The organism is Tenacibaculum bernardetii (assembly GCF_029125915.1).
Lineage (GTDB): Bacteria > Bacteroidota > Bacteroidia > Flavobacteriales > Flavobacteriaceae > Polaribacter > Polaribacter bernardetii.
On the sequence record NZ_JAQJCU010000018.1, the window covers coordinates 1 to 12,957 of the forward strand.

A 12,957-nucleotide genomic window follows, 5' to 3' on the forward strand; every position below is an offset into this window, starting at 1 on the left:
TAATGACGTTAAATAGTAAGTTTAATGTTTTAATGCTTTGTCATTGCGAATAAAAATTAAGCAATCTTATTGTAAGAGATTACTTTGTTGATTCTTCACTCGTAATGACATTTAATTTAACTAGAACTTATAATTTTTAAAACCAACTCTTTAGTTAACGTTTGTCCGTTGGCTATTTTTTTGATATTATCAAAAGTAAATACAAAATCACAACCATTTTTGTAATGAGAACATCCGTAAGCAGATTTTCCTTTTAAAACAGTTCCTTTTTTACATTTCGGACAAATAATTGTTTCAGAAACTTCGGTTGTTTTCGATTGCGCTTTAACCGACGTTTGTTTTTGTTCTAGTTTTAAATTGAAATTAGCATCAAAACGAACCAATCCTTCAACTTTATCGTTGCCGTGCTTAAACCCTTTTAAATTAGTAGTACATCCTTTGTCAATCAAGCGAATTAATTGATTCTCAGATATTTTTTTATCCATAAAACTAAAAGGTAATTTAAAGTCACATCCGCTTTTATAAGCTGAACATCCGTAGGCGGTACTTCCTTTTAATAACTGACCTTTTTTACATTTCGGACATTCTTTAGATACTACTGATTTTTTCTTAGATGCTGCCTTTTTTGGTTTTGGTTTCGGAGCTTCATTTTCTGAAGACAGTCGTTTTGTTTTAGTACTAGAACGGACTTCGTACACTAATTCGTCTACCATTTTTTTCATGTTGTTTATGAAAGTTCCGGCATTAAATTCTCCTCGTTCAATTTCTTTTAAACGTTTTTCCCAACGACCGGTTAATTCGGCAGATTTTAATAATTCATTGTCAATTAAATCAATTAAATCGATTCCTGTTTGGGTAGGAATCACTAATTTTTTTTGACGTTCTATATATTTTCTTCTAAATAAAGTTTCTATAATACTTGCACGAGTAGACGGACGACCAATTCCGTTTTCTTTCATCAATTCTCGCATTTCATCATCATCAACCTGCTTTCCCGCAGTTTCCATAGCACGTAATAAACTTGCTTCAGTATAATTACGTGGCGGTTTGGTTTCTTTTTCTAAAAAGCTAGGTTCATGTGGTCCTTTTTCACCTTTTACAAAAGTAGGTAAGGTGTTTGCTTCTGTTTTTTTAGTATCGTTTCCGTGCTCAAAAACAACACGCCATCCTTTGGATACTATTTCTTTTCCGCTTGTTTTAAAAGCTATTTTATCAACTACACCAATTACCGAAGTGTTAGAAACATCACTTTCTGGATAAAAAACAGCAATAAAACGACGTGTAATAATATCATACACTTGTTGTTGATTGTACTGTAAATTATTCTGAATTCCGGTAGGAATAATAGCGTGGTGATCGGTTACTTTTTTATCGTCAAAAACCTTTTTAGATTTCTTTATTTTCTGTCCTAATAAAGGTTTTGTTAACTGACTGTAATTTGTAAGCTTACCTAAAATACCTGCTACTTTTGGGTAGACATCGTTAGGTAAAAAAGTAGTATCAACCCTTGGATAGGTAACAACTTTCATTTCATAAAGCTTCTGAACCATTTTTAGGGTTTCATCCGCAGAAAAGCCAAATTTATTATTACAATATACCTGCAAACCTGTTAAATCGAATAATTTAGGTGCGTATTCTTTTCCTTTCTTTTTGGTAACCGAAGTAATTTCGAAATCGCTTTCTTTTACTTTATCAGCAAAAACCTGACCTTCTTCTTTCTTTAAAAAACGCCCTTCTTCGTAACTAAAAAGTGTTTCGCGATATAAAGTTTGTAGTTCCCAATAAGGTTGTGGTTTAAAATGTTGAATTTCTTTAAAACGATTCACTAACATGGCTAGGGTAGGGGTTTGCACTCTACCAACCGACAATACTTGTTTATAACCCCCGAATTTAACGGTATATAATCGTGTTGCATTTAAACCTAATAACCAATCGCCAATGGCACGAGAAAAACCTGCGTAGTATAAATTATCATACTGTTCGGCTGGTTTTAAATTATTAAAACCTTCTCTAATAGCTTCTTCAGTTAGTGAAGAAATCCATAAGCGTTGTACTTCACCTTTATAATTTGCTTGGTTTATTACCCAACGTTGTATGAGTTCTCCTTCTGTACCAGCATCTCCACAGTTTATAACAACATCAGCTCTTTCAAATAACGATTTAACGATATTAAACTGTTTTTTTATACCACCATCGTTGGTTACTTTGGTGTTAAAACGTTCGGGAAGCATGGGTAAGTTGTTTAAATCCCAACTTTTCCAGTGCGGTTTGTAGTCTTTAGGTTCTAAAAGTGTGCATAAATGTCCGAAAGTATAGGTAACCGCATAACCATTACCTTCGAAATAACCATCTCGTTTGGTATTGGCTCCTAATATATTAGCAATTTCGCGAGCTACACTCGGCTTTTCGGCAATACAGACTTTCATTAACGCTATTTAGAAATTCGAAATTACTAAAATAAATTGGTTCGTGTAGATAGTAATTTTGGAATATGTTAATTGATGATTTATTTTAAAATAAACACTTTTTTCGTAATAAAATTAAATCATTATTAAACTCAATAGCCTTTTCAGCTCTATTATATGCGTCCTCAGAATTTTTTAAAGCATTTTTTTTGAATTTATCATTATCAATGGTTGCAATTGATTTAAAGGTTTTTTGTAATCTTAGCATAACCTCAATATTATTAGCACCGTCTCTTGCAATTGGTCTAAAAGCATCATCAAAAAAATCAGCGATAGCTATTTGGGGCACTTCAACACGATTATATGTAATTTCATGTTCTTGTTCTTCTTCTTGAGCTTTTTGTTGCCATAAAAAAAAGAGCCTCTCATGGCAACCAATAATTTGTATTGCTGTGCCAGGGTCATTTATCCCTGGTGATAAAGCTCTACTTGCAATTTCGGTTAAAGAGGTAAATCCTAATCTAGGATCATCTTCATACAACCTATTATGACCTACATGAATCGCACTATTAATACTTTGTTGTATTTCTTTAATTTCTATATCAGTCTCGCTAACATAAGCAACAACAAAGTTTTTATTAATAAATTTTCCTGGTAAACAATTTAGTTGAATTTTTATTTTTTTTTCTTCAGCCAATTCATGTAATACTTCTATATTAATGTGTTGTATATAACCAATTGTGTTTCCGCATATAGCATTAGCCTTATTAAATTTTTTTTTAATGGGATTAGCTTTTAGATTTGGGTATTTAATATAAGTTGCTAAAGCTTTAGAAGCTACCGTTTCTATTTGTTGTATTGTGTGCTCTAAACGACCTAATCTTGAAATTTTATCTACCCATCGTAAAAATGTTAAAATAACAACAGTAAATAATATTAAGGTTAATAAAAAAAGTAAAAACCTACCTGCTTTTTGATAATACCCATTATCAAGAGCTATAGTAGCAACTATACTAAATATAAAGGCTCCGATAAAAACGGATAGAGCATTTTGAGAAACGTCATCTGTAACTACAATTTTAAAAGACCTTGGAGTTGCCGTGCTACTTGCTGATGAAAATGCAGATAGCATAGATGTTACAGCAAATATAGAAATTACCAACATACTTGAAGATATGGTATCTAAAAGCCCTTTTATAGAGTCTGTGTCTATACTAGGAACATGTTTGCTAATTCCAAAACCATCTATTTGATGTGCTAAGAGTGCCCCAAAAACTGAAAATAAACAGAATAAAAGCGGTCTAAACCATAGTTGCTGACGGATTTTATTATAATAAATAATTACTTTTTTTTTCATCAAATAATTTTTTAATTAAACAAGAAGTAATTTTAAGCTATCATTTCATTTTAACTAAATAGCTAATTTACAGAAAAAAATGTTTTAGATACAGATAGACTAAAACCCACGTTGTCTTTTAGCTTCGAAAGTTAAAATGGCAGCGGCTACAGAAACGTTCATCGAATCTATTTGACCTTGCATTGGTATATTGATGTTTTGCGTTGCTTTATCTCTCCAAATTTGTGTTAATCCGGTTGCTTCTGTACCTACAACTAAAGCAGTTGGTTTGGTATAATCGTTTTTGTGATATTCGTTAGAATTTTGAAGCGTAGCACTGTAAATATTTATTTTATGCTGTTGTAAAAAATCAATAATTTCTTCGGATTTTCCAATCCCAATCTGATTGGTAAAAAGGCAACCAACACTAGAGCGTACAATATTGGGGTTAAATAAATCGGTTTTTGGATTTGTTATAAAAACAGCATCTACATTTGCAGCATCAGCAGTACGCAACATAGCACCAATATTACCTGGTTTTTCAATGCCTTCTAAAACTAAAACAAGTGGAGTAGTGGTATTAAATTGAATCGTTTTTAAATTAAATGTTTTAGACTTAACAACAGCAACTACACCTTCTGTAGTATCGCGATAAGCAATTTTTTGATAGATTTCTTTGGTGATTTCTATACAGTTTGTAGTATGTTTTAACAGCTCATCTAAATTTTCGTTCGATAACATATTCGGAACAAATAAAATAGTTTCTACTTCATAACCACCGCCAAAAACTAAAGATATTTCACGTTGTCCTTCTACTAAAAACAATCCTTTCTTTTTTCGCTCTCGAGATTTATCTTGAAGTTTTAATAAATCTTTAATATAAGGATTCTGTATGCTGCTAATTTGTTTCATAAATACAAAAATACCCAATTAAGGGTATTTTTGATAGTATTTATAATACAATTTATAATTGAATTAAAAAGCTATTATAATATTGATATATAACGTCGTTACGTGAAATTTTTAATTTCGAAGTAATCTTAAAATTAGAAGTTCATAACTTAAAGATTCCTTCACGTTGCTCGGAATGACGTTTATTAAAATACTAATTTTATTATTGATTTTTATATTTATTAGAATAACGTTTCCAAAGTTTTGTTTGGTGCGATTCTAAGCTAATTTTTCGGCCCTGTATAAAAGCTTCGTTTAAAATATTTGTTCGCATATCTAAAGCATCACCTTCAGATATAAATAAGGTAGCATCTTTACCAACTTCTAAAGTTCCTACTTTATCATCAACACCTAAAATCTTAGCATTGTTTTGAGTAATTAACTGTAAAGCTTTTTCTTTTCCTAATCCGTAAGCAGCGTATGTACCTGCGTAAAACGGAATGTTACGAGCACTCATGCGCTCCATGTCACCTTCCATACCTAAACCAATTAAAATACCAGCGTCTGATAATATTTTGGCAGCACGATATGGTAGATCATAATCTTCATCCTCGGCACTAGGTAAACGGTGTGCGCGTTCTAAAATTACCGGAATATTATTTTCTTTTAGTAAATCTGCAACCTTTTCAGCTTCTTGTCCGTGAACAATTACTAAATTTTTAATTCCTACCTTTTTTAATGTAGTAACAGCATCTGTAATCGCTTTTTGACCACTCACGTGAACAAACATTTTTTGAGATCCGTTTAAAACTCCTTGCAATGCTTCGTAAGGTAAAATCTTAGCAGTTTTATCACCAACCAAATATGCTTTTGCATCATTAATATAGCTAGTTATTTGAGCAATATTTTTTGTATAATTTTTATTTGGTTTTAAGCCAGGTTCTTCACCTAACCACCAACGACCGTTGCTAAAATTACTTGGCCAATTCATATGAATACCATCGTCTGTTTTTAAAGCAGCATCTTCCCAGTTCCAAGCATCAAATTGTACGATAGATGATGTTCCTGAAATAACACCACCACGAGGCGTAATTTGCGCCATTAAAACTCCGTTCGGACGCATAGATTCAATTACTTTACTTTCGGTATTATATGCTATAATACTACGAATATGTGGTAGCATAGAACCTACTTCATCAAAATCTCTCGTAGCTCTTACGGCATCTATTTCTGCTAAACCTAAAGAAGTGTTTGCTGCAATAAACCCCGGATATACATGTTTTCCTTTAGCATTAATTACTGTTCCTCTTCTAGCAATTTTCATCATTGCACTACCAACGAAAGAAATTTTACCTTCAGAAAACATGATTAATGAGTTTTCGATAACTTTTCCATTTCCTAAATGAGCGGTAGCACCTTCAATACTATAATCTTGCGTTTGTTTGGGCGCAGGTGTTTGTTGTGCTAGTATATTTCCTAAGAATAAGAAACAAACTAAACTATATATTATTTTAAATTTCATGTTTATTATTTTTAAGTTCTTATTCTGTATCACAGTGAAATAATTTTTTAGCTTTCTTAACAGGAGCTTGTGTTTTAGCGCCTTTTAATTTTTCTTTTAGCATCATATTAATCAGTTTCGAACGCTCATTTTTTATAACTGCACGTTTTTCTTTATCCTTTTTAATATCAAAATAAAGCGCACCATCAATAATGGTATTTTCTGCTTTAGAATAAATTGATAACGGGTTACCGCTCCATAAAACAACATCTGCATCTTTACCAACTTTAATACTACCAGTACGGTCGTTTAAGTGTAATAATTTTGCAGGATTTATGGTAACTGTAGCCCAAGCTTCTTGTTCAGATAAACCACCATATTTAATTAATTTAGCAGCTTCTTGATTTAAACGACGAGACATTTCTGCATCATCAGAATTAATAGCAACTGTAATTCCTTGGTTGTGCATAATTGCAGCATTGTAAGGAATTGCATCGTTAACTTCGTATTTATAAGCCCACCAATCTGCAAATGTAGAACCACCAGCGCCGTGCTCTTTCATTTTATCAGCAACTTTATAACCTTCTAAAATATGTGTAAAAGTGTTGATGTTAAAATTGAACTTTTCAGCAACTTTCATTAACATATTAATTTCAGACTGTACATAAGAGTGACATGAAATAAAACGTTCTTTATTAATAATTTCAGCCAATGTTTCTAACTCAATATCTTTACGGTATGGTTGTCCGTTTTTCTTTTTAGTATCGTATTCTTTTGCTCTTTGAAAATAATCGATATAAACCTGTTCAACTCCCATACGTGTCTGTGGAAAACGAACTGTTTGAGTATCTCCCCAATTGGCTTGTTTTACATTTTCACCTAAAGCAAATTTGATGAATTTAGGCGTATTTTTATAGATTAATCCATCAGCTTCTTCTCCCCATTTTAACTTGATAATGGCAGAGCGACCACCAATTGGATTTGCAGAGCCGTGTAAAATTTGAATAGAAGTAACTCCACCAGCAATGTTTCTGTAAATATTAATATCATCAGGATCTACAACATCTTCAATTGTTACTTCGGCAGTAGAGTTGTGGCCAGATTCGTTTACTGCAGAAGTTGCAATATGCGAATGTTCGTCAATAATACCAGCAGTTAAGAATTTACCAGTTCCGTCGATAGTTTTAGCACCGTGATTTGAAAGATTTTTTCCTATCTGAGAAATTTTACCATCTTTAATTAAAACATCCGTATTTGTTAAAACTTCATTGTTTTCTGAAGTCCAGACTGTTGCGTTTTTAATTAAAATAGTTTGTTGTTGTGGTTTAGTATAATTTCCAAACCCTATATTAGGATAAGAAACAGCAACTACAGTAGTTTTCTTTTCCTTTTTCTCATCTTTTTTCTCATCTTTTTTAGAGTTGAAAGTAGCTGTCCAATTAGTTTCGTTTCCGCTATTATTAATCGCAGTTCCGTTTAGGTTTTTATGATCAACAAATCCTGACAAACGAGAAAAATTATCACCATCTCTTAAAGTAATTTTCACCCAATTATCTACAAATGAAAACTTAGAACTAATTTTTTTAGCATCCTTTTTTATAGTAGCTTTTTGCTTAGTTCCTTTTCCGCTGATAGACATTTTATATGTTTCTCCATTTACAGCTAAAGTATATTCACCAGAAATATTTTTAATAGTAATATCGTTTACTACATTTTTATCTCCTTGTACCCAGTTTTCATAAAGCGTTGTGTTTTTATCAAAAATATCACCAGAAGTAATTAAAAAGTTAGCAAAGCTACCTTTGTTTAAGTTTCCTATTTTATCGTTTTGTAGAATTTTAGCAGGAATACTTGTTAAAGCTTCTAGGGCAGTTGTTTTGTCTAAACCAAACTTTATAGCCTTTTGTAAATTAGCTGTAAAGTCAGTAGCTTTTTTTAACTTATAAGTAGTTAATGCAAAGGGAACATTATTTTTAGCAAGTGCTGCAGGATTTGCAGGCTCTTGATTCCATTTACGCATATCGCTTAACTCAATTTTATCCGCTAAAAAAGCATTACTTACATCGTATGCTTTTCTGAAATTGATAGGAATAATAAAAGTAGCGTTGGTGTTTTTAATAGCATTGATACGTTCGTATTCGTTACCACCACCTACAATTGTATATTGAATTCCGAATTCATCACCTACTTTATCTGCACGTAAATCATCTAAATAATTACCTGCTCTAAATATTTGAGGAAGATCTTTTTTATCATTTAAAGCTTGTAAAGCTAAATCAGTATTTTCTATATTTCCTTTAGCATACCAAGCGGCATCTAAATACGTTTGTCTTAACAACGCCATGGCTCCCATACGCGATGTAGGGTAAGACTGACGTGTTTTATTACTTTTACTAAAAGAAAGGTAATTAGCAGATTGCTTATTTAAAATACGATAGGCATCAGAAGTAGCAGGGTTTAAAGCTACTAAAACTCCGTTACCTTGCATAATTCCATCTTCTAAATGCGTATTTACAGTACCAAAACCTAAGTTTAATAATTCTTTGGCTTTTTTAGTATCGAATTTAAAATCGTTAAAAGAATTTACGTCAGGTCTAATATGATCGTTCCAATAGTATCCTTTTCTACTAGCATCATATTGTGGTCCTTGTCCGCGACCACCTTCTCTTTTAGGTGCTTTTATTCCAAAATCAGAATACACATCAATAAAAGAAGGGTAAATAGTTTTACCATTTAAATTAACGGTTTCAGTTCCTTTAGGAATGGCAACAGATTTACCTATTTCTAAAACTTTACCGTCTTTAATTAGTAGTGTTCCTTTTTTTATAATGTTGGTTGGACTTACATAAATTTTTGCATTAGTAAATGCATATAATTTATTTTTTGATGTTTTAACTCCTGTATTACTTGGAAAGTATTCTTGTGCATGTACTATTGATACACAAAGAAATAAGAGTAGAATGAGTACTTTTTTCATTGATTAATTAAGTTGATTTATGTGATAAAGATATTTATTTAATAATGAGCAAATAACGTTTTAACAAATAATTAAGATTACTTTAAGACTAGCTTTCCAATTTTTTGATCGCCAGACAACCATGCTGTATTTTTGTCAACAAATTTAATGGTATAATAAGAATCACTGCTTACTTCCGTCCAAGTATGTCCGCCATCATTAGAAAATGAAATTCCGGTTTTACCTACGGCAAAAATTTCTTTACCATTAGTATCAGGTACATATTGCACACAACTTTTATAATTAGGGTTTTGATTATCGGCAACTAACGTCCAAGTTTTTCCACCATCAGAAGTAATGGCTTTGTTGGCACAGTTGTCGTTTGGTTTTGCATAATTACCTCCAATGGCAATACCGTTTAATTCATCATAAAAATCGATAGAATAAATTCCTTGTGGCCCGTTACCTTGAATTATAGGTGTATCATAAATTTGCCAAGTATTTCCGTAGTCAGTAGATTTTAAAATTCTTGCTTTAGTGCCTCCAGAAGCAATCCAAACGGTATTATTTATAATTTTTATATTGGTGTTACTTGCAGCAAAAAAAGCTTCACCTTCTTCAAAAATAGGTAAGTTCTCACAAGATAATTTGTTCCAAGTATTTCCACCATCCGAAGTTAAAATAATAGAAGCACAATTTTCGGTAGGATCACCAACTGCGATACCGTGTTTACCATCGGCAAAGAATTTCATGCTATCGTAAAATACTTTGTCATGCACTTCTTTGTAAACTAAAGTGGTTTGTTTTTTAGTGTTATCTAATTTATATAATAATGCAGGGTTGCCAATACTTAACGCAAAAACAGCAGTTCCGTTATAAGTAATACTTCTAAAATTAGGAATAAGGGTGTCATTATCTTTAATATTAATAAAAGAATTTTCACCCCACTTGTCTCCATTGCTTTTGGTAAAACCAATCACACCATTTGAACTAGCGTAATACAAACTAGTTTTATTTATTGGATAAATAGCTCTAATACTTGCGCTATCTCTTTTAAACTCGGTGATATTTATTTTTTTTAGGGTTCTGGGTAAGTTTTCTTTTTTGCAAGAAATTGTTAAGGCAGTTAATAGAAAAAAGGCAAATAATCGATTCATTTTTGTAGTTTTAAGATCACTAATTTAATTAAATGACTTTAAAAAGAGTATGAAAAATTAAATAAAAAGTGTCTTTCAAGTATATTTAAACGAAAAGTGTCACTGGAAATATCAGTAGTATTTTTTTGAGTATAAAACTGTTCGTTTAAGAGGTTAACACCAGATAAACTAAATTGCCAATTTTTATTTTTGGGTCTAAAAGATATTTTAGAATTTAAAAATGAGTAATTATTTTTTTTATCTTTAAAAGAAGGTATAAAATAATTATAAGAAATTGAACCAGAAATTTCTTTAGATGGTTTAAAAATTAATTTTAGTTTATTTTCTAAAGATTTATTTAAAAAGATATTATTGGTACTTTTATTTTCTTGCAGCACATATGTAGTCTTGTTTTCTATATTTATAGGTATATAAAATGCTGTTTTAAAAAAAAGACTATTGGTTGAAAACTTACTTTTATTATTTCTAAGTTCTGAATTATTAATGATATTTTTATAATTAAAAATAGAATAAGCTGAAGTAATTTTAAAATTAGTTTTTAAAGCAGGTATCAACTTAGAAACATTAAAATTTAAAGCAATATTTTCGGTGCTTTCAGGTAGAAAGAAGTTTGTAGTTTTAGTAGCATTTTCGTTTATGGAAGTATTATTAAAAAAGTTTCCTTTTTGTTTTATATAATTTGCACCTATATATAATTGAAATTGATTAAATAAATCATTTTTTGAATAGAATAAATTAAATGCTTGGTTATTCTGTAAAGATATATTTGGGATGTTATTTTTTACAATTCTATTATCTATTAATATTTGATTAGAAAATAAATATTTCATAACTGAAGTATCTTTGTTTAACCCCGAATTTAAACTTAATGAAGATGTTCTATCTATTTTATATCTAATATTAATTGAAGGTTCAAAGACAACTATTCCAGAATTTAATGATGTGTTATTTTCGTTTAAATTTTGATATAAATATTTTAAGGAGTAATTGGGTGTTATAGATGTTTTTCCTAACTTAAAACTGTACGAAGCATGATTGTAAATTTCATTTTTTGTATAGTTTACATTATTTAAACTATTTGCAATAGATAAATTTTGTGTACTGTTTTGACTAAATAAATTAGAATTAAGATTTTGATTTATTAAGTTAGTTCCTACTGAAAACGTGTACTTATTATTGTTTTTTTTACCAAGTAAAATGGCTTTAAAAGAAGTATGCCTTTTTTTTGAATTAAGATTTTGAATATCTTTTTCATATTCGTTTCTGTTAAAAACAGAAGGTTCAATGTTTAACTTTTGATCAACAGTATTTATTGTATTTACTAAATTTAATTGCAATACTTTTTTATCAGATATTTTTTTAGTGTATTCTAGGTTTTGTTTAAGAAATATGTTTTTGAATTTTGAATATGAAAGAAAGTCATCACTTTGGTTAGAGAATATAGTTTTGTTATTATTAATAACTTCATCTCTTATGCTGATATCATATTTTAATAATGATGATTTTGAAGTGTTATATTTTAATTCAATATCTCCTCTATATTGTACAGGTCTTTTTTGAATAAATTGATTATCAAAAGTATTGAAAACTTGATTATTAATTTCTATGTTGCTTTCTGAAAATTGACTACTTTCAATTTTATCCGAAATAGAATATAAATTTACTTTAGCTTTTATTTTATTAGAAAAACTATAAATGCTATTTAAGTTACCAAAAAACTGATTATTTATATTAGATAAATTGTTGTTTGTAACTTGTAGTAAAGTTAATTCGGGTATTATTTTTTCAGCTAAATACTTAAGCTCTTTAATTTGCTCTAAATTTAGTTGATTATTAAAGTAATTAAAAGGGGATGCATTTTCTCCAATATTATTGTATGCTACTATGGCAAATGATTTGTGTTTTTTATTGATACCTAATAAATTAGCAGAGACATCTAACGGAGTTTTTTTTGAGTCAGGAAAATCTCCAATTCCTAAATCGGTACTTAGTGAATAATCTGTTTTGTTTTCTTTTAATTTCAGGTTTAAAACAACCTTATTGCTGTTTTCAATACCTTTAAGTAAACTGTTTTCAGAGTAATTCTCTATAGCTTCAATTTCTTTAACTAAATCTATATTAATATTTTTAGTACCAATACTGTAATTGTAATCAAATAAATTATCTCCTTCAATAGTAACCGTTTCAATAGTTTTTCCTTTATATTTAATGATGCCATTGCTATCATTTATCTCTACACCAGGTAAGTTTTTTAATAAATCTTCTACTTTTCTTTCTGTACCATCTTTATATGCTGCTACTTTATAAGTAACGGTGTCTTTTTTAATTGTAAACTTTTTTTTAGCTTCAATAACAACTTCATCAAGTTTTTCAATTTTTTGTTCTAGTAATATAAATTTTAAATTTATAATTTTTTTAAACTCTGAAGGTTTTATAATTTTTTCATAAGGAGTATAACCTGCAGCAGTAACTTCTAAAACTACACCAGTAGTATTATATTTCTTCTTTAATTGATAAGAAAATTTACCCTTATTAACTAAAATAAATTCACTAATAGTTTCAATATTATTAGGTGTTTTTATTAGAATATTAGCAGTTAAAGGGTTTCCTTTAATGTTTGAAATTGTACCTTTTATTATTTGGGAATAACTAAATTTTAAACCAAAAAAAGTAAGAAACAGAATAAACGTAATTTTATCTTTTGTACTCAA

At 29.8% G+C, this 12,957-nt stretch carries 7 protein-coding genes; all 7 read right to left on the bottom strand.

The window, feature by feature from the left end:
• Positions 1-116 precede the first annotated feature (116 nt).
• The 7 genes from P2G10_RS11765 to P2G10_RS11795 all read right to left on the bottom strand — a co-directional run bounded on the left by P2G10_RS11765 (position 117) and on the right by P2G10_RS11795 (position 12,957).
• The gene (locus P2G10_RS11765) at positions 117-2,426 is read right to left on the bottom strand and encodes a type IA DNA topoisomerase (RefSeq protein WP_275316777.1); all 2,310 of its coding nucleotides are present in this window, start codon (positions 2,424-2,426) and stop codon (positions 117-119) included.
• An 85-nt stretch (positions 2,427-2,511) separates the two neighbouring features.
• The gene (locus tag P2G10_RS11770) at positions 2,512-3,762 is read right to left on the bottom strand and encodes a DUF2254 domain-containing protein (protein WP_275316779.1); all 1,251 of its coding nucleotides are present in this window, start codon (positions 3,760-3,762) and stop codon (positions 2,512-2,514) included.
• 99 nt (positions 3,763-3,861) lie between these two features.
• Complete coding sequence (locus P2G10_RS11775; protein ID WP_275316780.1) at positions 3,862-4,653, bottom strand: TrmH family RNA methyltransferase; 792 nt, start codon at positions 4,651-4,653, stop codon at positions 3,862-3,864.
• A 202-nt stretch (positions 4,654-4,855) separates the two neighbouring features.
• Positions 4,856-6,154: an amidohydrolase family protein gene (locus tag P2G10_RS11780; protein WP_275316781.1), complete on the bottom strand. Its 1,299-nt coding sequence runs from the start codon at positions 6,152-6,154 to the stop codon at positions 4,856-4,858.
• A gap of 19 nt (positions 6,155-6,173) precedes the next feature.
• Positions 6,174-9,110, bottom strand: coding sequence for an amidohydrolase family protein (locus P2G10_RS11785; RefSeq protein WP_275316782.1), 2,937 nt, complete (start codon positions 9,108-9,110; stop codon positions 6,174-6,176).
• Between the two features lie 77 nt (positions 9,111-9,187).
• Positions 9,188-10,246: a WD40/YVTN/BNR-like repeat-containing protein gene (locus P2G10_RS11790; protein WP_275316784.1), complete on the bottom strand. Its 1,059-nt coding sequence runs from the start codon at positions 10,244-10,246 to the stop codon at positions 9,188-9,190.
• A gap of 38 nt (positions 10,247-10,284) precedes the next feature.
• The gene (locus P2G10_RS11795) at positions 10,285-12,957 is read right to left on the bottom strand and encodes a TonB-dependent receptor (protein WP_218772628.1); all 2,673 of its coding nucleotides are present in this window, start codon (positions 12,955-12,957) and stop codon (positions 10,285-10,287) included.

Excerpts from the sequence above, each read along its gene's own strand:
- P2G10_RS11765 (WP_275316777.1), bottom strand. The coding sequence starts at position 2,426 with ATGAAAGTCTGTATTGCCGAAAAGCCGAGTGTAGCTCGCGAAATTGCT.
- P2G10_RS11770 (WP_275316779.1), bottom strand. The coding sequence starts at position 3,762 with ATGAAAAAAAAAGTAATTATTTATTATAATAAAATCCGTCAGCAACTA.
- P2G10_RS11775 (WP_275316780.1), bottom strand. The coding sequence starts at position 4,653 with ATGAAACAAATTAGCAGCATACAGAATCCTTATATTAAAGATTTATTA.
- P2G10_RS11780 (WP_275316781.1), bottom strand. The coding sequence starts at position 6,154 with ATGAAATTTAAAATAATATATAGTTTAGTTTGTTTCTTATTCTTAGGA.
- P2G10_RS11785 (WP_275316782.1), bottom strand. The coding sequence starts at position 9,110 with ATGAAAAAAGTACTCATTCTACTCTTATTTCTTTGTGTATCAATAGTA.
- P2G10_RS11790 (WP_275316784.1), bottom strand. The coding sequence starts at position 10,246 with ATGAATCGATTATTTGCCTTTTTTCTATTAACTGCCTTAACAATTTCT.